Raw genomic sequence first — 19,042 nt, forward strand, 5'->3', positions numbered from 1 at the left:
CGCGACGGGGAGACATTTGATGAATTCCGACACTCAATCCAATCGTCCGCTTTCCGAAGAAGAGCTTCAGGATCTGGTTGCATCTTCTGACGCAGGAGGGCGCAATCCGGTCGGGAACGTGGGCGTTTTCCTGGCGGTCGTGGCCGCGATCTGGTCGATATTTCAAGTTGTTCTGGCCTCGCCCCTGGCGAATTATGTCTTGCCCGGAAGCGTCGTGAACAATGCACGGCAATTCCATCTGGCTTTTGCTTTGTTTCTGGCCTTTGCGGCTTATCCGGCACTCAAATCCAGCCCTCGGAACTATATTCCGGTTCAGGATTGGATCATGGGATTGGTGGGCGCGTTCGTCGCGCTGTACGGCTATTTCTTCTATGACAAGATCGTCAATGCGGGCGGTTTGGCCGACGACACCGACAAATGGGTTGCGTTGCTTGGCCTGGTGCTGTTGTTCGAGGCCGCGCGCCGTGCGCTTGGCCCGGCCATGGCAATTATCGCGACCATATTTTTGGCCTATGTCTTCTTCGGTGCCTCGGAATGGGTGCCCGAAGTTATCCGCTGGAAGGGCGCGAGCCTGAAAAAGGCGATGAGTCACATGTGGATCACGTCCGAGGGCGTGTTTGGTATCGCTCTGGGTGTTTCCACGAAATTCGTTTTCCTGTTCGTTCTGTTTGGCGCATTGCTGGATAAAGCCGGGGCAGGGAACTACTTTATCAAGATGGCCTTTGGGGCCCTGGGCCACCTGCGTGGTGGTCCGGCCAAGGCGGCGGTTGTGGGCTCGGCTGCGACCGGCCTGATCTCGGGCTCGTCGATTGCCAATGTTGTTACCACCGGTACCTTCACCATCCCGCTGATGAAGCGCGTCGGGTTCAGCAGTGAACAAGCGGGCTCGGTCGAGGTTGCCAGTTCGGTCAACGGGCAGATCATGCCGCCGGTGATGGGGGCCGCTGCATTCCTGATGGTGGAATATGTGGGCATCTCATATGTCGAGGTGATCACCCATGCCTTCCTGCCAGCAGCGATTTCCTACATCGCACTGGTTTACATCGTGCACCTCGAGGCCGTGAAGCGGAACATGCCCACGCTGGGCGACCGCGATGTGCATCTGGCGCGGACCGTAGTGGGGATGCTCGGCTTTTTCCTGGTGTTCGCAGGTCTTTGCTATGGGTCACAATTCCCGGTGAATGCCGTGACAAGCTGGGTGCCGTCGGCCGCTGGGATCGTGCTCAGCCTGATTATCTGCGCGGTATATGTCGCACTGCTTTATCTGGCGGCACAGGTGCCTGACCTGGAACCGGACGACCCTAACGCAAAAGAGGTTACGCTTCCGGTCATCGCCGATATCTACAAAGCTGGCCTGCATTACCTGCTGCCGATCATCGTTCTGGTCTATTTCCTGATGATCGAACAGAAGTCACCGGGCCTGTCCGCCTTCTGGGCCACATCGCTGCTGTTTGTCATCCTGCTGACGCAGAAGCCGCTGAAAGCGATGTTCCGCGGGCAGAGCAACCTGTACAACACTTTCATCGATGGTGTTGCCGACCTGTGGCAAGGTCTGATCGACGGGGCACGCAATATGATCGGCATCGCGCTTGCCACGGCAACCGCGGGCGTGATCGTGGGAACCGTCACGTTGACGGGTGTTGGTCAGGTGATGGCCGATCTGGTCGAGTTCCTGTCGGGCGGCAATCTGATCCTGATGCTGGTCATGGTCGGGCTACTCAGCCTGATCCTGGGCATGGGTCTGCCAACAACCGCGAACTATATCGTTGTCAGCTCGTTGATGGCCGGGGTGGTTGTTGAGTTGGGCGCCCAAAGCGGGCTGATTGTTCCATTGATCGCTGTCCACCTGTTCGTGTTCTATTTCGGGATCATGGCCGACGTGACACCTCCGGTCGGGCTGGCCAGTTTTGCTGCTGCGGCTGTGTCGGGCGGTGATGCGATCAAAACCGGTTTCACGGCGTTCTTCTACAGCCTGCGTACCGTGGCGCTGCCCTTCGTGTTCATTTTCAACACCGATCTTCTGCTGATCGATGTGACATGGGTCGAAGGGATCATAGTGGCGATTTTTGCGACGATAGCGATCCTTGTCTTCACGGCAGGCACCATGGGGTACTTCCTGACCCACAGCCGCATCTACGAAAGTATCGCTCTGATCGCCGTTGCCTTCGCCCTGTTCAGGCCGGATTTCTTCATGGATCGCATCGCGCCTCCATACACTTCGGTCGAGCCTGCAGCGTTTGTCGAAACCATTGGCCAGACTCCTCCCGGAACCGAGGTTCGCATGGTGATCAGCGGGCCGGATTTTGATACCGGCAAGATGGTGGACACCACGATTGTGGTGCCAGTCGGATCCGAAGAGGGCGGTGAAGCGCGCGTCGATGCCATGGGGCTGCTGTTGCTGGAAGAGGATGGCCTTGTCAAACTTGACGAGCCGATGTTTGGATCACCGGTTGCCGAAGATCTGGCCAACTTTGACTATTACGGTGACGAGGCCGTGCGTCTGAGCTCGGTCAGCCTGCCGTCCAGCCAGCCTCCGAAGCAACTGGTCTATATCCCGGCGCTGATCCTTCTGGGTCTGATCGCTTTCCTGCAACGCGGCCGTGCCGCCAGACAAGAGGTGCTCGTATGACACGTTCCGTTCTGTGTGCCGTTGATATCAGCAATGGCGAGATTGATGCACCGGTGCTGCAAAAAGCAGCCGCTCTGGCGGATATGGAAGGGGCGCAACTTGACGTGGTAACAGTGCTGCCCGATTTCGGGGAAAGCTGGGTGTCGGGGTTTTTTGAATCCGGTTTTCATGACAAGGCGTTGGAGGAAGCGCAGGCCAAGCTGACGGCGCTTTGCGTATCGGCCCTGGGGGCCGAGCGCAACGAAACCATCCGCCATGTGGTTGCGACAGGAACAGCTTATCAGGAGATTTTGAAGACGGCCGAAAGTGCCGGCTCTGATTTGATCGTAATCGGAGCCCACAAGCCGGATTTCAAGGACTACCTGCTGGGCCCGAATGCGGCACGCGTGGTGCGACATTCCAACGTCTCGGTTTACGTGGTGCGCTGACGCGAAAAGCAGATGCCGTGCACAGAGTTGCCGGAGCCCCGACGGTCGCCTGCCGCCGTTCGGGCTCCCGCAGCCAGGTCAGTAGCCCGTCATCTCGAGATACCCGACGCCCTCGTGGCTGCCGGTGACCGTGACCGGACCTTCCCAATATTCAAAACGTGTCCCCATCCAGGCGTCCGGCGTCAGGGCGGATACCTTGACGTCGATGCCTCGGTCCGCAAGCACGATGCGCCATTGCGTCGGGACGTCGCGCCCTGCCACCTGATCGGTCGCAAGCGGCTCAAGCCTGACGGATCCGTCGGGGATGGCATCGGTGCTGCCGTCTGAATTGATCCATGTGGCCGACGTGAAATCGCCGCGACCACCGCGCAGGCGAAAGGCCATCAGTTTGTCTCCGCCCTCGAAGCTGAGCGAAAACCAATCCCAGCCGGTTTGATCCTCGGCCAGGGGTTGCGAAGACCATTCCCGGTCCAGCCAGCCCTGACCGGTGACGCGCATATCGCCATCCGGCAGGTGCAGTACGCCTTCGACTGAATAGAAGGGTTGCGAATAGTAATAGCTGGCTTGTCCGTCGGCGGATTTCACGGAATAGCCCGCTTGGCCATGAAACACCAACGGGCCTTGTGCGCTCAGCGCAAGATCGTACCCGAAATCAGCCCCGTTTGCCGTCAGGGTCAGGGTGTCCATATCCGGTCCGGCCATGCGCCATTCGTCGATCCAGGCCTCGAACGGTTGCACCGCAACACCTGCCTGCCCAATCCCCCCACGCGACAGGCGTTCGGCAAAATAGTGGGTGTCAGGCGTGGTGACAGCCGCATGGCCCATCCAGATCTGCGGGCTGTGCCATCCATCTGTTTCAAACGGTTTCAGGGCCGACCGGAAAAGGGTCCATTGGATGCCATAATCACGCCCGTCCTCGCCTTTGAGGTTGGCCGTCAGATACCACCATTCGATCCGATAGGCGGGGTGAGGTCCGTGGTCTTTGGGAAAGTCGAATTCAAAGCCCGCCTGCGGAACCTCGAAGCCTTCCGCCGACCCTCCAAGACCTGCATAGCCCTGCGCCCAAAGAGGCGATGGGCACAAAATCACGAGAACGGCCCAAAGGGTTTTAACGTTCATTGGCGAACACCTTCAGCAAATCGGCAGGGGGCAGACGCAACATGCGCAGCGCGGGCAGGGCCGCTGCAACCAGGGCGGCCAGCAGGGTCAACAAGAACAGCCACAACCAATCCCAGGGAAAAACGAACATCGGCAACCGCCAGCCAAAGGCTTGCACATTGATCACTGCCAACAGAACCCAGGCGAGGATCAGACCAAGCGGCAACGCCAGGCACGCGGTCAGAGCCGCGAGCAGTACGCTGCGCAAAAGCTCCAGCCGCGCCAGTTGCGCCCGGTTCAGTCCCAGCGCCCATACCGGAGCAATCTGAGGCAAGCGCTGGGTCCACAGGGTCAGCAGGCTGGTGAGTATGGCAAATCCCGCCACGCCGAGGGTCAGAACATTGAGCGCCGATGTCACGACAAAGGTCTTTTCGAAGACTGCTAATGATTGCGCCTTCATGGCGGCCTGCTGGACCACGGCCTGACGCGGCAGGGCAAACCGCTCGCGCAAGGCTTGCGCCATTTCAGTCGCCTGTTCGGGGTTCAAACGGACGCCAAACCGTCGGGTTTCGGCCCCTGGTGCGATCCGGTCAAGTTGGCTCATCGACACAATGGCTTGCCCGGTTGGATTTCCATAATCCGAATAAACCCCGGCGATGGTCAGCGTTCGATCCGGGGACAGCGTCAGCGTATCTCCGGGCCAGAGGTTCGCGCGCCGTGCCAGTTGTTCGTTGATCAGCACCGCGTCTCCGGCCATGACGTCGTCCCATACGGTCGAGTTTGCCGATATCAACGGCCAGTGCTGCCGATAGACCGGATCGTCAATGACCCCGTACAGAAACAGGGGGCCCGTCTCGTGCGACAGTTCCATGTTGCGAATTGGAAGGATGGCGTCGACCTGTGGCCGCAGCCAATCCGTGATCTCGCGACCCTGTTCTTCGTCACGGACGGTCAGATACAGCTCTGAGGTCAGGCGCTGGTCGAGCCAGCCGACAAATGTCAGCCGGAAACTTGAAACCATTGTGCCCACACCGATATTTGCCGCAAGCGCAAGCAACAGGGCCATCAGGGCAAGCGACAGCCCGGGCAATTGGGCGCGCATGTCGGCCCAGACCCACTGCGCGACGGCGCCACGGGACCTGTTGCCAAAGACGGAAAGCGCAAAGGTCAGAAGCGCCGGCAACAAAAGCGCGGCACCCGTCAGCAATCCGGCCAACAGCACGAAACCGGCAACCAGACCACCGATGCCGAGATAGGCGATGACACCGCCGACGATCAGGGACAAGCCGAGCAAACCTGTCACAAGACGTGTGCCGGCATTGCCCTGCCAGGCTTGCACACCGGGCCCCGCCAGCAGGGGCATACGAGACAGTCGCCACAGCGCATGGCCACTGGCAAACAAGGTGCCGCAGACAGCCATCGCCATCCCGGCAAACACCCAATGGGGGTGCAATGTCAGCTGTCCGGTCACGGGCGCACCATACAGGCCGCGAAGGGTTGCTGCGACATCGGGCAACAACGCTCCGGCCAGAAAGAACCCAAGAAGCAGACCCAAGGTTCCACCGATCAGGGCCAGCCCCGTCAGTTCGGTCAGGATTAGGAAGACCAGCCGCCGCATCGAAACGCCCAGTGCACGCAGGGTGCGGATCATGCCTCGGCGTTGGGCAAAAGCCAGCCCGACGGTGCCGTTCACGATGAACAGGCCAACGGCAAAGGACAGCAGGCCAAAAGCCGACAGGTTCAGGTGAAAACTGTCAGTCAGCCGAGCAGTATCGACTTGCGAGGATGGGCTGGCGCGCTCCAGTTCGGGCGCGACTTCGGCCAAAGGTGGCCGATCACGCGGCTGATCCGGCAACACAATGAGGCGCGAGATGAAACCGGTTTGGTTCAGCAGGGCTTCGGCTGTGCCGATATCCGTCAGAATTACGTCTGGTGGCAGCGCCGTGGTGAACGAAACCGGCGGAAGGTTGTTCTGGTCGCGCAACAGCGGCTCCAGCTCTGCCGCGACCAGAAGTCGCCCCGGAGCGGTCAGCATGTCCGCCGGCTCAGTCGGCGCGGCGCTTTGGCCGGCTTCGGTGACGGCTGGCAGGGCCGGGTAGGCGACCATGTCCACACCCATCAGGCGCAATGTGCGGCCCCGGATTCGATAGGGGCCCTCCAGAACGGCCGCCACCTGCCAGCCAGCACGACGCAGATCGACGTAACGAGAAACCGGGATCAGACCGGAAGGATCGCGCAGCTCGTCGAACTGCCCAAGGGCAAGCTGCGCGTTGGCCCGGGCATAGCTGGCGCGCGCTTCGGCATTGATGGCCTGAACCGCGGACCAGAGACCGGTGGCCAACGCGATTCCTGTCAAAAGCGTCGCCAGTTGCAACCAGTGCACCCGCCAGTGGGACATCAAAGCCTGAATGACGGCGCGTGTCATTGGATACGACCACCGCAGAGCTGGACGGTTCGATCCAGTCGGGCCGCAATCTGTTGGGAATGCGTGACCAACAGAAGCGCTGCGCCGGTATCAGCCACCAAGGCCAACATCAGATCCAGAACCCTTGCGCTGGCGGTTTCATCCAGATTGCCCGTGGGCTCATCCGCCAGCAGCAGTTTCGGACGCGCAGCCATGGCACGACCAATCGCGACCCGCTGCTGTTGCCCGCCGGACAGGTTTTCGGGATATCGGTCCAAAAGATCGGACAGGCCCAAGCGTTCCGTCAGATGCGCGGTCCAATCGGCATCCTCAGCGTCGGCAAGGCGGGCGTGAAAGGAAAGGTTCTGCGCAACGGTCAGCGAAGGGATCAGATTGAACTGCTGAAACACCAACGAAAGCTGACTGCGCCGCAATTCGGCCCGCCCGGCATCGTCCAGACGGGACAGAGGCGTTCGGTTCAAGATGATTTCACCGCTGTCGAAACAATCAAGCGCTGCGGCAAGGTTCAGCAGAGTGCTTTTGCCACTGCCGCTTTCGCCGGTCAGGGCCAGTGTCTGCCCTTCATCCAATGTCAGCGACACGTCGCGCAGAACCGGGCGTCCGCCGGGATAGGTTTTCTGAACACGGTCGATGGTCAACAGCATGGTCTGGCCTTTTTTCTTCCAAGGATGTGCGACGGAATTCCAAACTGTCCAGTGCGGACCCGCACTCGGTTCCATTCGCCGCAGGCGTTCCTCACGATCGCCGGGGTTGTGCCCTGTACCTCAAAGGGTCATTCTGCCCGGACGTTACACTGTCGTAAATCGGGATGAAAAACATGACGTTGCTGCATCAGATCGTTTGGGGCAGTACATTTCTGGCGCTCTGCTTCTTGGTCGAGATTCTTTTGTTGACCTGGTGTACCGTCACGATCATCAAGTGGGATGAAAAATGGTCGGCCAAGGGGGTGTTCTTTGGCACGGCAACACCAATCGCGGTATCTTTGGCCTTTATTGTCGCGACGCACACGATTCAGGTCTGGGTTTGGGCCATCGTCTGGGTGTTGCTTGAGGTTCTGCCGGATTGGAACTCGGCCATCTATTTCTCATTGGTGACGTTCACGACCCTGGGATATGGCGATATCGTTTTGGGCGAAGGGTTGCGCATCTTTGGGTCTTTTGCCGCGGTTGCTGGTCTTCTGGCCTTTGGTCTGTCGACCGCTTATCTGGTGGCGATGATGACGCGCGTCTTTCAAGAGAAGTTCTTTACCTAGAGGATAGGCGCAAACAACCGCGCCAATGGGGCGCCAAACCGGATATGCGCGGGTTGCTGGGCCAGACTGCGCGTCAATTCATAGCTTGCCTCGAAATCCGCGCGTAGCATGTGATCAACAGCCAGGGCTGCGCGGGCATCGAAAAACAGGGCCATCGCCTCGAAGTTCAGCCGGAAGGACCGGTTGTCCAGATTGGTCGTGCCGACCGCAGCCAGCGTGTCGTCTACCACGAAAACCTTCTGGTGCATGAAACCGTCCGTGTATCGGAACACGCGTACGCCGCAATCGCGGATTTCGTCGAAATAGGCAAAAGCAGCCAGCCACGGCAGCCGATGATCAATCATATCCGGGACAAGGATGCGCACGTCCACACCGCGCATCGCTGCATGTTGCAGAGCGGTCATGACGTCGATGTCGGGCACAAAATAGGGCGAGGCAATCCACAGTCTTTCTTTCGCCTCGGCGATGGCCGAAAAGAACATCATGGCGCCGGTTTCGGTTTCGTCTCCGGGTCCGGTGGCCACCAATAGGGCATTCATGTCTTGCTCGGCCTCGCTGCCTGCCCAGTCGAGGTCGTCAATCAGGTCTTCATCGCGGGCCCAGTGCCAGTCTTCGGTGAAGATGAGCTGCAATTGCCGGACGATGTGGCCGGTCATCTTGATATGCGTGTCGCGCCAATGGCCGAAATGCGGGTCTTCGCCCAGATATTCAACACCCACGTTGTGACCGCCGATAAAGCCTGTTTCACCGTCGATGATGACGGTTTTACGATGGTTCCGGTAATTCAGCTGAAACCTGAAATTCGGCCCGCGTTGTTCACGCGGGTCGGCCACGTCAATTCCGGCCTCGCGCATTGTGTCCAGATAGGTGTTTGCCAATCCATAGCTGCCGACGGCATCGGTCATGAAACGGACATGCACCCCGCGTTTCGCAGCCTCGATCAGCTTGGTCTGAAGCTGTCGGCCCAATGTATCGTCTCTGACGATATAGAATTGGATCAGGATGTAGTTGCTGGCCTCGTCTATCGCCTGGAAAATGGCGTCAAACGTTGCCTGGCCATCGATCAGAAGCTGAGCGCCATTGCCACTGGATACCGGAAGATGAGCCAGAAATTCGAATGGTCGTGGATTGACCGACATCGTGGATGGGTCAGGTCTGGAGTAGTCAGCAAAGGTCTTGATGCCTTCGACGACCCGTTCGCTTTGTTGGCGCGAGATGCGGTAGCCGCGAAACCTGTGGTGCCCCAGAAACAGGTACATCGGCACCGCAAAGATTGGCGCCGATACCAAAAAGACCACCCAGCCAACGGCTCCTTGCGGTGTGCGCGCGGTTTGTGCCGCGCGCACCGAAAACACAACTGCGGTTGCGTACAACGCAAAAACAAAGATGGATACAAGCAATGTCCACATGGGCGTTAAGTCTTTCGGGTCGTTCAGTTTCCTCCAGTGTAGACCCGCGACCAGTCTTTCGCCATATCGACGATGATCCAGCCTTTGTCCGGCCCCTGATCCAGACCGTCAACCAACCGCCCAATCGGACTTTCCCGATCATAGGCCCATTCACGTTCGGCATCCGTATGGTGGATCAGAACACCCAGCCGTGGTCCGTTACCCGAGGTTGTCCAATCCAGCATGGCGAAATCGCCGTCTGAGTTTCCTCCGGCCAGAATGGGGCGTTTGCCGATCGTGCGTTCGATGTTGATGGGTTTGCCTTCCTTGTCGTCGATGAAGGCAATGCCGGGGGCCTTGATGACAGTCGGAACGCCATCGACATCTTCGAATGTCGAGTTTCCATAGGTGCCCAGAACCTGTTCCGGCGGAATGCCATAGGCCTGTTCCGCGAAGACCCGCATGAAGTGAATGCCGCCGCCCGAGACAATATAGGTCTTGAACCCTTCGTCCCGAAGATAGCGCAACAGCTCGACCATGGGCTGATAGGTCATCTGGTCATAGGGCAATCCGGTGTCCGGGTGTCGGGCCTCGGCCAGCCACTGCGCAACTTGGGCTTGAAACGCCTCTACGCTGGTTCCGGAATGTGACTCGTTGACAACTTCGATCAACGCATCGTGGCCCCCTTGAAGAACCGTCGCAAGATCACCTTCGGCAGCGGCTTTCAAAGCGGGTGTGGACAGGATCGAAGGATCTTGTTCAGCCAGTTCAGAAAGCCGATCCATGGCAAAGATAAACTGGAAATAAACCGGCTGTTCGGCCCAGAGTGTGCCGTCATTGTCAAATACCGCGATCCGATCTGAAGGCGTGACATAGTCGGGTCCTTCCGCGTCGGTAACACTGGACACGAATTCAAGGATCGCCTCTTTTGCCGCTGTGGCGTTCCAACTGGGCAGCGGATCAGCGAGCAGGGATACGGGAACACAGGTCAGAAAGGCACCTAAAAGAACGTGTTTCATGAAGATCTCGATAACTGTTGTGTTGAAAAAAGGGCCGCCCTGCGCAGGGCGGCCTACAGCGTGGGGCCGCCGGGCCTAGTTGTTGGTCGGCGTTGTCAGCTTCTCCATGACCTGATCCAGGTTGAAGCTTGCTGCTTTCTGACGTGGCGGGAACTCCTGGAACGTACTGAGGAAATTGCCAACGTATTGCTGGGCGGGCACAAGGAAATAGGCCCGGTCCAACAGCCAATCGTAATAAGTGTTGGACGTGCGGTACGCGCGTTCATACGGATCGCGGCGCAGGTTGACGATCAGCGGGATGCGCAGTTCGGTCCATGGCTCGATCCAGGCACGCAACGTGGCCCAGGCTTTCTGCTCGAGGAAGATGAGCTTCCAGTCTTCGAAGCGCAGCGCCGTGAGGTCACCATCATCCGAGAAATAGAAGATTTCTTTCCTGGGGCTTGCGGCAGTCTCACCAGTCAGCAGTGGCAGAATATTGTAGCCATCAAGGTGCACCTTATAGTCGCGACCCATGCCCGATGAGCTGTAGCCGGCCTTCAGTTTTTCCTTGATGTCCGGATCGCCGGCCACGGCGAGGTAAGTGGGCAGCCAGTCCATGTGATGCACGATCTCGTTGGTGACCGAACCGGCCTCGATCTTGCCCGGCCAGCGTACCATCGACGGAACGCGCCATCCACCTTCCCAGTTGGTATTCTTCTCGCCCCAGAACGGCGTGGCAGCCGCATCCGGCCAGGTGTTCATGTGGGGACCGTTGTCAGTGGAATAGTGGACGATCGTGTTGTCGGCGATGCCAAGCTCGTCCAGCAGATCCAGCAGCTGACCTACATGCATATCGTGTTCGATCATACCGGCGGTGTATTCATCAGCGACCCGCCCCGACAACTCATTGGCCTTGGCGCGCATCTCGTCTTTGACGTGGGTGCGGAAGTGCATGCGGGTACCGTTCCACCAGACATAGAAGGGCTGACCTTGCTCATGCGCCCGCTTGATGAAGTCGATGGCCGCGGCCACGGTTTCGTCATCTACCGTTTCCATGCGCTTGCGGGTCAAGGGTCCGGTGTCTTCGATCGTGCCATCCGCTTTGGACTTGATGACGCCGCGCGGGCCATAGGCCTCGCGGAAGGTGCGCCCATCCGCCAGAACGCGATCACCCGGATAGTCTTCGTTTTCCGGCTCTTCTTCGGCATTCAGGTGGTAAAGATTGCCAAAAAACTCATCAAAACCGTGGTTTGTCGGAAGATGTTCGTCTTTGTCACCAAGGTGGTTTTTGCCGAATTGACCGGTCACATAGCCGTGGTCTTTAAGAAGCCCCGGGATAGTTGGGTCTTCAACCTGCATTCCAAGATCTGCCCCAGGCAGGCCGACTTTGGAAAGACCGGTGCGGAACACGGATTGCCCCATGATGTATGACGAACGGCCGGCGGTACAGGATTGTTCACCGTAGTAATCGGTAAAGATCATGCCTTCTTTGGCAACCCTGTCGATATTGGGTGTTTGATATCCCATGAGACCCATTGTATAGGCCGAGATGTTGGATTGACCGATATCGTCGCCCCATATCACAAGAATATTGGGCTTTTGATCTTGCGCCCAGGCGGGCACGGCAAGGGCGACAGTTACGGTCGCCACCGCGAACCGGCGCAGTGTTCTACGCCAATTATCTGCAATCATTCGTGGAGAAGACATGAAGTGCTCCTGATCAGTCGAGCCTTAATGACCCGGAAAATTGAAATTTAATTTAAGCCGCTAGCTCATAACTTGAAGCTGCAAGCAAGTTCTTGATTGCCCGAATAAAAACAACTTCTTGTTCGAGCAGTGAACACAGCTATTTTACGCGATGAAACGTATCGAAAACTTATCATATGATCACTTTGAAAGATACAAATGTTAGATTCTGATGACGATATGCGGATTCTGGCCAAGACCGACTGGTTTGGCACGCGCGATTCAAAGTTTCAGAGCGATCTTATGACGTGCGCAATTCAAAGAACCTTCGATTCCGGAGAAACCCTGTACCACCACGGTGACCGCGCCAACGGTATTCATGCGGTGCTCGCAGGCGCGCTTCAGATCACGGCACCTGCCGATGATGGACAGGAATTCGTATTGCATCAGGATGGATCAGGATTCTGGATCGGGGATCTCGCGCTGTTTGCCGAAGCCAAACGCCTGGTCAGCGTCGTGGCAACGCAAAAGACCCGCACCTTGTATTTTCCCGGCTCGCGGGTAGAACGCCTGGTTCAGAAGAACCCGGAATACATCCGTGATTTCTATGCGTTGACGCATGAAAACATGAAGACTGCTCTGCGCATCATGGCCAATCTTGCGGTTACGGGGTCTGAAAAGCGCCTTGTGCTGCGTCTGCTGCATCTTGACGAAGGCGCCTTGAGTTCGGACGGATGGATTGTTGTGTCTCAGGAAGAACTTGCTGAAATGGTTGCGGTATCTCAGCCGACCTTGCATCGACATCTGCATCATCTGGCGGATCTGGGCCTTGTGGAATTGGGGTATGGCCGGCTGCGGTTGATCGACCGGCGCAAGCTGATCAGCAACTGTCAAAGTTGAAGTCTAAGGGTTGAGCGGGGGCAAAGACCCGCTCTTTCGTTCTGTTGCGCTTTTCAGTGCGCCTAGGTGTTGCACGGCCGCTTCCCAGTCTTCCGGGCTGTTGCAAGCCGTCGCTGAATACCGCGCCGCACCGATATTCATAAGGCTCTTCTCAAGATCCAAAGAACGCTCTGGATGCGCGCTTCGCGATTTCCAAAGACCCAATGCCTGATAAACCGCGGGCAAATCCCGTGATATTAAAGCGGATCGCAAGGCATCGACGGCATATTTCTCGGATGCCAGATATCTGCGGCGCCGTTCCGTTTTCCAGGTTGAGTAGCGCGGGCGCAGAAACCTTCCCAATGTCCACAATGCGAATACAACAATGACAAGGTAAAGAACTGATTTGATGATGGTTTGCGCGTCAGGCGGCTGTCGCCTGGGTGGTGCCAGTGTCAGCTTGGTCGAGGGAAGTGATGCCGTTTCGATCTGACCGGTGTCCAGATTGAACCAGTCGATGGAAACGGCCGACAACTGTGTTTCGCCACCATCTTGGGCGATGTACACGGTTTCTTCGACCCGCTGCCCGGACAAGATGCCCCGTTCCTCTGTTTCCGAAAAGCGGGGCTCCTTTGGATAGGCGCGAAGCAGTTGGCTTTGATCCTGCGGCGTCAGCGCCGGGATTGTCAGGGCCGTGGTGCCAGCGATCTGCGCGCTTATCTCGCGCGTGATGGAATCACCGGCCTGCATATCGGTCGGACCGTCCAGATTCTGATCAAGAGAGAAACCACTTGCGATGATCAGCGGGTCAAGACCTTGAGCGCCCTCTGGGATCTCTGCGTTCAGCTGTATGGAAGGAAGCGTCACCGAAACCTGAACCGGGTCATTGGACTGCGGGTCGGCAAATGTCACGACAACCTCTTGCGCATCATACGCGACCGGCCCTGATGTCAGCGGATACAGGCGATAACTGCGCTGTACTCCGGACCACGTTTCTCCGTCTACCGTTTCGCTTATCGGACCAGAAGCCCTCTCAGGCAGGCGAACAAGGACATTTTGTTGCTCCAATGATGGGAATACGGGCGGCTGCGGCATGAAGGTCGGTACCAGAACCTTGATGCGGACGATGGCGGGTTGGCCGACGATGACGGCCTCGTTCGGGACGTCCACTGACACCCGAGGTTGATAGGCTGAGTTTTCCTGTGCGGACACGGATAACGGCAACAACAGGATGAAGACAGCAAGGTATCTCATTCTGTTTGCTCCTGAATTTCCAAAAGGAAACGGTTTCTCAGAAAATCCTGCATATCGGTGTCGATCATGCTGATCCACTGGTCGGCGGACAGTGACTGTGGCCCGTCTTTGGGGGCTTGAACCGTGGTGTCACTGCCACGTGCTGCATCGTTGTCAAACACCGTATCATCGGCACCGATGCCAGCCTCCTCCCCTGTGTCAGACTGTTCACGCGTCGTTTCGACATAGTCCAGGATGGCCTTGGACAGGTCGAGATTATGCTGGGCTTCGGGCCAGTCGGGGCGACGTTCCAAGGCGGTCTCGAACGCCGATATGGCTGGGCGATACTCGCGGTTTTTTATGCGGGCCATACCTTCGGCAAACGCAGCTTCCGGTGTGTCCAGTGTGGAAAACACGGACGACGCCTTTTCATATTGACCATCCCTGAGATAGGCATATCCCTTGTGATATGGGTCTTCGAACATCTCGGCCGCGTCGCCAAATCGTTTTTGGTTCATCGCGATCTGGCCTTGTTGGTCGGGGGTGAAAAACCAGTCTCGCCATCCTTCTGCCCGCGCGCCGGATGAAGGCAACGCAATCAAAACCAGAACCGCCCAACGAATTACCCAGCCCTTGCGGAACCACAGCAGAGACAACACCGCAGCAGGCCAGGCCAGGATCCAGCCCTTGTCCTGCCAGTCCAGACGATCATCGTCATCCAGGGCGGCAGTATAGGCCGATTGAATGCGGCGCATCAGTTGATTGATGTCCCTGTCGTCGTCCGAAAACGCGACCACTGAGGCGTTTGGGATGTTGTCCAGCTGCGCGATACGACCACCATCCGGCAGCATGGTGAGAAAGAAAATATCAGAAGAAGAGGAGCTTAGCCCCATTACCTGAGATGGATCAAGGTCGTCCAATACAAACAGAATCGCCCCCGGGCTGTCGCTGTCGTCCAGAATGGACTGAGCCAACGCAAGCGCATCGGCTGCCGCATCGCCATCCTTCGGCATCACCGCAGGCGTCAACCCCTCAAGCAACGGACGAAGTATGTTCGCGTCTTCGGTCAAAGGCGCAACTCGGTGCGGCGTTCCTGCATAGGCGATCAAAGCGGTTCGTGCGCCGGCACGTTCGGTGATCAGGTCGGAAATCTTGAACCGTGCCCGATCCAGCCGCGATGGCGCAAGATCCGAGCTTTCCATGCTGTCGGTGACTTTGAGAGCGATCACCAACGGGGCCGTGTCTGCGATCAACGGGTTGGGCGCGCGCGACCATGTCGGACCCGAGGCCGCCAATGTGACAAGCGCCGCAATGATCAGCGCAACATCAATGGGCTGGATGCGCCTGTTTTCTTCCTTGCCCAGCAGCAAGGCCTCTGCAAGGTGCGGGGCGATCCCTGATGGCAGTTTGGTGTCTGCCATCGGTCTGGGTCTGATCCGCCACCACAACACAAGGATGGGAATGAGAAGCAGCAGGTAATAGCCTCGGATAAAATGGAAATCAGCCAGATCCATTGTCAGACGGCCCCCTGGTGTCGCAGTGAAAAATGGAACCAGGTCATGCTGACCAAAATGACGATCAACGCGATGAGTAACGGAATATGGGCAAGGCTTTGCTTGGGGCGATAGCTTTGCGTTTCCACCATTCTGGGGTTCAGTGAATCAATGCGTGCATAGGTCTGTTCAAGGGCCGTTGCATCGTCGGCAAAGAAATATTCTCCGCCCGTGCGATCGGCTATGTCCTTTAGTGCCTGAAGATCGACACGGTCTTCGCCCGTGGCATTCGGGTCTCCAACACCAATCGTATAGACAACCACGTTCTTTTCCGCAGCAATGGCCGAGGCATTGACGGGTGTCATGCGACTGGACGTATCGGCGCCATCGCTGAGAACGATCATCAGGCGCTGGTCAACCTCGCTGGATTCAAAAGTTCGAATGCCAAGCCCGATCGCATCGCCCAAAGCCGTGTTCGGACCCGCCATGCCAACTTGAGTTTGGTCCAGGAACCCATTCAAACTGTTCAGATCTTCCGTGAAGGGCGCTTGAATGAACGCGCGTGTTCCAAAGATGATCAGCGCCATCCTGTCACCATCTCTTTCAGAGATGAACTGCTTGAGAACCTCTTTGACCGCCTCCAACCGTTGCATCGGGGCACCGGATCCGGTCTGGAAGTCGCGCTGATCCATCGAGCCAGAGATATCCAGCGCCAAAACCACATCGCGTGCAGATTTTTCCATCACCACGGGGTCGCCCAGACGTTCCGGACGCGCCAGCACCAGAACTAGAAGTATCCAGATCAAGCCGGCGCTGACTGTTTGCAGCCGGGCCCGGGTTCGGATCATTGACCCGGATTGCGGCTCGACGCCCGCCGCCTGGGCCACTCGGCGAAAAAACGGAATGCGAATGGACACGGTTGTTTCCCGCCGGGGCGGAGCAATTGCGTACACCAGCAGCGGCAGCGGCAAAAGTAGAAACACCCAGGGCGCAGAGAAGGAAAACATCACGTTCCCCGATACCGTTTATGGGACTTGACCCAATGCCTAGCAAGCTGGGTCAAGGCGCGGTTTGGCGGCAGGTCCTTGTACGGCGCGTCGATCAGCGTTTGCCCAATGTTTGATAAAAAGGACTTGTCATCAGAGATTTGCGAAAGGAAATTCAACCAGTCATCCCCGTGAATCCCTGCAACCTGCCTGCGCGGATACGCGACCAACGCGGTGCGGCGAAGGATTTCGGCAACTTTTGCCGACGTGATATCCGGGTCTGCCAGCTCGGCCAGCGCATGGCGGCGATACGCGTTCGCCCGACTTCGCCGGACGAAAAGAACACTGACCAGTACGGCAAGGCCAAGCAGTATGATGGCCAGCGCCAACCACCCCCATGTCTGCGGAAACATCGAAACAGGCGTGGGTTCCGGTGCCGGCTCGAGCATATTCAGCAGATCAACCAGAGATTTCCCTGTCGTGTCGATGCTCATTTCTGCCCCCTGCGATGTCCGAACAGATACAGCAACTGATCCAGGGCAGGTTCCGCGGTCGTCAATGGAACAACCGGAAAACCGTATCGACGAGACCATGAGTGCAGGTGGTTCAACCTGTCTTCCATGGACTTGCGAATTTTGCCGGACAATTCGGGGTCGGCGCTGTCGATTTCGATCTGGTCGCGCCCGTCCGAGACCGTGAGTTTCAGATCAGGCGCCAGCCCCTTTGCTGTCTTGTCAGCAATATTGAACACGATCATATCGTTTGAGACCGCAATACGGCGCAGCAGGGATTCCGATCTTTCGTCAAGCCCGTCGCAGTCGGAAAACAGGCAAACCAGCCCGTTGGTTTGGAGCATACGCGCGGCTTCCGACAACATGTCATTCAGAGTTACGGTGGGTTGCGGGTTCAAGGCAGCATGCAAGGCCGAATTGGCAGCGCCGATGGAAGACAGAAACCGCATGAGCGCCGCCGCGCGGCGCTGCGGCCTGTGTTCAGCAACGCTTGTGTCGTTGAATACCAGACCACCGACACGATCGCCCTGACCAAGAACGCGATGTGCGGTGATTGCAGCAGCTTCGGCGGCGATGACCGATTTCATGTAAACTTCGGTTCCGAAAAACATCGAAACGCGCTGATCGACCAGCAACAGGGCAGGGCGGTCTCGTTCCTCGGTATAGACCCTAACATGGGGTTCACCGGTTCGCGCCGTGACTTTCCAGTCAATTGTTCGGATGTCGTCGCCCGGTTGGTAGTTGCGTAATTCCTCGAAATTCAGGCCGCGTCCGCGCAGGCGCGATGCGTGTCTGCCATTCAGGATCGACCGGGCAGGCTGACGTGGCAAAAAGCTCAGGGCACGGGAATGCAGTTCCAGACGCAACAGGTGATCCGCATTGACGTGAATGCGGGGATCATCGGGATATGCTGAGGATCGCTGCACCCGGCCAACCCGAACCGTCAGGGCAGCGCGACGAGACGCAGGATTTCCGCGATCACGTCATCTGCCGTTTTGGCGTTCCCCTGCGCCTCGAAGCTCAGCGTGATGCGGTGACGGAACACGTCATGTGCAATGGCTCGAATATCCGCGGGGTCCACATAGTCACGCTGGTTCATCCACGCATGCGTCCGACCGCATTTGTCCAATGCCAATGAGGCACGCGGGCTGGCGCCGATTTCGATCCAGTTGGCCAGTTCTTCGCTGAGCGCCGCAGGCGTCCGGGTCGCCTGAACCAGATCGGCCATATAGCGATCCATTGCATCCGAAACATGGATCTGCCCAATTTCCGAACGCGCTGCAAAAACGGCGTCCTGCGGGATTGTCGGTGGTGGCTCGCTTGATGCGCCTTTCCCGGCGGCGATCTCTTCGCCCCGCACCAGCCGGATCACTTCAACCTCGTCCTCGACCGGCGGATAGGTGATCTGAACATGCATCAGGAACCGGTCCATCTGCGCTTCGGGCAGGGGATAGGTGCCTTCTTGTTCAATGGGGTTCTGGGTTGCCATCACGATGAACAGCGGCTCCATCTTGTGGGTGGTCCCGGAAACCGTGACCTGCCGTTCTTCCATCGCCTCCAGCAATGCGGCCTGAACCTTGGCCGGTGCCCTGTTGATTTCGTCAGCGAGAACGATATTGGCAAAGATCGGCCCGGGTTCGAACCGAAAGGTGCCGCCCTCATCTGTTTGTTGAAACACCTCGGTTCCCGTCACGTCTGAAGGCAGCAGGTCAGGTGTGAACTGGATCCTGCTGAAGTCTGCATCCAGATTGCGCGCCATCGCCTTGACTGCACGTGTTTTGGCCAATCCGGGCAGACCTTCGATCAGAAGGTTTCCGTTGGCCAGCATCCCGATCAGCAGTCGGTCGATGACCTCGGTTTGCCCGATGATGGACTGGCCCATGCGGGTTTTGAGATCAAGTATCTGATTAAGTGCATTCATGGGTAGTGGTCCAATCGGTGCCAAGCTGGAAGAAACGAATTGATAACGGAACAGGGGGTAGGCCGGTCAGGAATATCCCGAAATATCGGAATGCTAACAGGCTTTGGCGGACCG

Annotated in this window: 16 protein-coding genes; 4 read left to right on the forward strand and 12 right to left on the reverse strand. The window is 57.8% G+C overall.

Translation table 11 applies throughout. The annotated features are described in order from the left end of the window. The first annotated feature begins 19 nt into the window (after positions 1 to 19). Together GOW09_RS03875 and GOW09_RS03880 are read left to right on the forward strand one after the other, a co-directional pair. Positions 20 to 2,629: a TRAP transporter permease gene (locus GOW09_RS03875; protein WP_171115788.1), complete on the forward strand. Its 2,610-nt coding sequence runs from the start codon at positions 20 to 22 to the stop codon at positions 2,627 to 2,629. Continuing rightward, positions 2,626 to 3,057, forward strand: a complete 432-nt coding sequence (locus GOW09_RS03880) for a universal stress protein (protein ID WP_171115790.1) — start codon at positions 2,626 to 2,628, stop codon at positions 3,055 to 3,057. The genes GOW09_RS03875 and GOW09_RS03880 overlap by 4 nt, the downstream gene beginning before the upstream one ends. A 78-nt stretch (positions 3,058 to 3,135) precedes the next feature. Here the strand turns inward: GOW09_RS03880 and GOW09_RS03885 are convergent, their stop codons facing one another. The 3 genes from GOW09_RS03885 to GOW09_RS03895 are packed head-to-tail and all read right to left on the reverse strand — an operon-like array spanning position 3,136 to position 7,224. Next, positions 3,136 to 4,176, reverse strand: coding sequence for a lipocalin-like domain-containing protein (locus tag GOW09_RS03885; protein WP_171115792.1), 1,041 nt, complete (start codon positions 4,174 to 4,176; stop codon positions 3,136 to 3,138). Continuing rightward, a complete protein-coding gene (locus GOW09_RS03890; protein ID WP_171115794.1) occupies positions 4,166 to 6,580 on the reverse strand; it encodes an FtsX-like permease family protein in 2,415 nt (804 codons plus the stop codon). Before GOW09_RS03890 ends, GOW09_RS03885 begins: the two co-directional genes overlap by 11 nt. After that, on the reverse strand, positions 6,577 to 7,224 hold the full coding sequence (locus GOW09_RS03895) for an ABC transporter ATP-binding protein (RefSeq protein WP_171115796.1): 648 nt from the start codon (positions 7,222 to 7,224) through the stop codon (positions 6,577 to 6,579). Before GOW09_RS03895 ends, GOW09_RS03890 begins: the two co-directional genes overlap by 4 nt. 173 nt (positions 7,225 to 7,397) lie before the next feature. On the opposite strand from GOW09_RS03895, the gene GOW09_RS03900 reads away from it, so the two are divergent. Continuing rightward, complete coding sequence (locus tag GOW09_RS03900) at positions 7,398 to 7,832, forward strand: ion channel (RefSeq protein ID WP_171115798.1); 435 nt, start codon at positions 7,398 to 7,400, stop codon at positions 7,830 to 7,832. Here GOW09_RS03900 and cls read toward each other — a convergent pair. The 3 genes from cls to GOW09_RS03915 form a co-directional block, all read right to left on the reverse strand. After that, on the reverse strand, positions 7,829 to 9,241 hold the full coding sequence (gene cls / locus GOW09_RS03905; RefSeq protein WP_171115799.1) for a cardiolipin synthase: 1,413 nt from the start codon (positions 9,239 to 9,241) through the stop codon (positions 7,829 to 7,831). The genes GOW09_RS03900 and cls overlap by 4 nt on opposite strands. 23 nt (positions 9,242 to 9,264) lie before the next feature. Continuing rightward, complete coding sequence (locus GOW09_RS03910; RefSeq protein WP_171115801.1) at positions 9,265 to 10,239, reverse strand: HAD family phosphatase; 975 nt, start codon at positions 10,237 to 10,239, stop codon at positions 9,265 to 9,267. A gap of 75 nt (positions 10,240 to 10,314) precedes the next feature. Next, positions 10,315 to 11,925 (reverse strand): arylsulfatase, encoded by a 1,611-nt coding sequence (locus GOW09_RS03915; RefSeq protein ID WP_152458060.1) that lies wholly within the window; start codon positions 11,923 to 11,925, stop codon positions 10,315 to 10,317. 198 nt (positions 11,926 to 12,123) lie between these two features. Between GOW09_RS03915 and GOW09_RS03920 the strand changes: the two genes are divergently transcribed. Continuing rightward, entirely contained in the window at positions 12,124 to 12,804 is a 681-nt protein-coding gene (locus GOW09_RS03920; protein WP_171115803.1) for a Crp/Fnr family transcriptional regulator, read from the forward strand. Between the two features lie 3 nt (positions 12,805 to 12,807). Here the strand turns inward: GOW09_RS03920 and GOW09_RS03925 are convergent, their stop codons facing one another. The 6 genes from GOW09_RS03925 to GOW09_RS03950 are packed head-to-tail and all read right to left on the reverse strand — an operon-like array spanning position 12,808 to position 18,928. Beyond that, the gene (locus GOW09_RS03925; protein ID WP_171115805.1) at positions 12,808 to 14,037 is read right to left on the reverse strand and encodes a BatD family protein; all 1,230 of its coding nucleotides are present in this window, start codon (positions 14,035 to 14,037) and stop codon (positions 12,808 to 12,810) included. Next, positions 14,034 to 15,530, reverse strand: coding sequence for a VWA domain-containing protein (locus tag GOW09_RS03930; protein WP_171115807.1), 1,497 nt, complete (start codon positions 15,528 to 15,530; stop codon positions 14,034 to 14,036). The genes GOW09_RS03925 and GOW09_RS03930 overlap by 4 nt, the downstream gene beginning before the upstream one ends. A 2-nt stretch (positions 15,531 to 15,532) precedes the next feature. Continuing rightward, positions 15,533 to 16,516 carry a VWA domain-containing protein gene (locus GOW09_RS03935; RefSeq protein ID WP_171115809.1) on the reverse strand — a complete coding sequence of 328 codons (984 nt, stop codon included), beginning with the start codon at positions 16,514 to 16,516 and terminating at the stop codon, positions 15,533 to 15,535. Beyond that, positions 16,516 to 16,989, reverse strand: a complete 474-nt coding sequence (locus GOW09_RS03940; protein WP_171115811.1) for a DUF4381 domain-containing protein — start codon at positions 16,987 to 16,989, stop codon at positions 16,516 to 16,518. Before GOW09_RS03940 ends, GOW09_RS03935 begins: the two co-directional genes overlap by 1 nt. Next, positions 16,986 to 17,933, reverse strand: a complete 948-nt coding sequence (locus GOW09_RS03945; RefSeq protein WP_171115813.1) for a DUF58 domain-containing protein — start codon at positions 17,931 to 17,933, stop codon at positions 16,986 to 16,988. The genes GOW09_RS03940 and GOW09_RS03945 overlap by 4 nt, the downstream gene beginning before the upstream one ends. Positions 17,934 to 17,950: 17 nt before the next feature. Continuing rightward, positions 17,951 to 18,928 carry a MoxR family ATPase gene (locus GOW09_RS03950; protein WP_171115815.1) on the reverse strand — a complete coding sequence of 326 codons (978 nt, stop codon included), beginning with the start codon at positions 18,926 to 18,928 and terminating at the stop codon, positions 17,951 to 17,953. Positions 18,929 to 19,042: the final 114 nt, after the last annotated feature.

Origin of the sequence: Ruegeria sp. HKCCA5463 (genome assembly GCF_013034175.1) — a bacterium.
In the GTDB taxonomy this organism is placed as follows: domain Bacteria; phylum Pseudomonadota; class Alphaproteobacteria; order Rhodobacterales; family Rhodobacteraceae; genus Ruegeria.

What these genes read in the sequence shown, in the direction of transcription:
- GOW09_RS03935 (WP_171115809.1), bottom strand. Translation starts at nt 16,516, where the DNA reads ATGTTTTCCTTCTCTGCGCCCTGGGTGTTTCTACTTTTGCCGCTGCCG.
- GOW09_RS03915 (WP_152458060.1), bottom strand. Translation starts at nt 11,925, where the DNA reads ATGTCTTCTCCACGAATGATTGCAGATAATTGGCGTAGAACACTGCGC.
- GOW09_RS03910 (WP_171115801.1), bottom strand. Translation starts at nt 10,239, where the DNA reads ATGAAACACGTTCTTTTAGGTGCCTTTCTGACCTGTGTTCCCGTATCC.
- GOW09_RS03880 (WP_171115790.1), top strand. Translation starts at nt 2,626, where the DNA reads ATGACACGTTCCGTTCTGTGTGCCGTTGATATCAGCAATGGCGAGATT.
- cls (WP_171115799.1), bottom strand. Translation starts at nt 9,241, where the DNA reads ATGTGGACATTGCTTGTATCCATCTTTGTTTTTGCGTTGTACGCAACC.
- GOW09_RS03930 (WP_171115807.1), bottom strand. Translation starts at nt 15,530, where the DNA reads ATGGATCTGGCTGATTTCCATTTTATCCGAGGCTATTACCTGCTGCTT.
- GOW09_RS03920 (WP_171115803.1), top strand. Translation starts at nt 12,124, where the DNA reads ATGTTAGATTCTGATGACGATATGCGGATTCTGGCCAAGACCGACTGG.
- GOW09_RS03900 (WP_171115798.1), top strand. Translation starts at nt 7,398, where the DNA reads ATGACGTTGCTGCATCAGATCGTTTGGGGCAGTACATTTCTGGCGCTC.
- GOW09_RS03895 (WP_171115796.1), bottom strand. Translation starts at nt 7,224, where the DNA reads ATGCTGTTGACCATCGACCGTGTTCAGAAAACCTATCCCGGCGGACGC.
- GOW09_RS03925 (WP_171115805.1), bottom strand. Translation starts at nt 14,037, where the DNA reads ATGAGATACCTTGCTGTCTTCATCCTGTTGTTGCCGTTATCCGTGTCC.
- GOW09_RS03940 (WP_171115811.1), bottom strand. Translation starts at nt 16,989, where the DNA reads ATGAGCATCGACACGACAGGGAAATCTCTGGTTGATCTGCTGAATATG.
- GOW09_RS03885 (WP_171115792.1), bottom strand. Translation starts at nt 4,176, where the DNA reads ATGAACGTTAAAACCCTTTGGGCCGTTCTCGTGATTTTGTGCCCATCG.
- GOW09_RS03875 (WP_171115788.1), top strand. Translation starts at nt 20, where the DNA reads ATGAATTCCGACACTCAATCCAATCGTCCGCTTTCCGAAGAAGAGCTT.
- GOW09_RS03950 (WP_171115815.1), bottom strand. Translation starts at nt 18,928, where the DNA reads ATGAATGCACTTAATCAGATACTTGATCTCAAAACCCGCATGGGCCAG.
- GOW09_RS03890 (WP_171115794.1), bottom strand. Translation starts at nt 6,580, where the DNA reads ATGACACGCGCCGTCATTCAGGCTTTGATGTCCCACTGGCGGGTGCAC.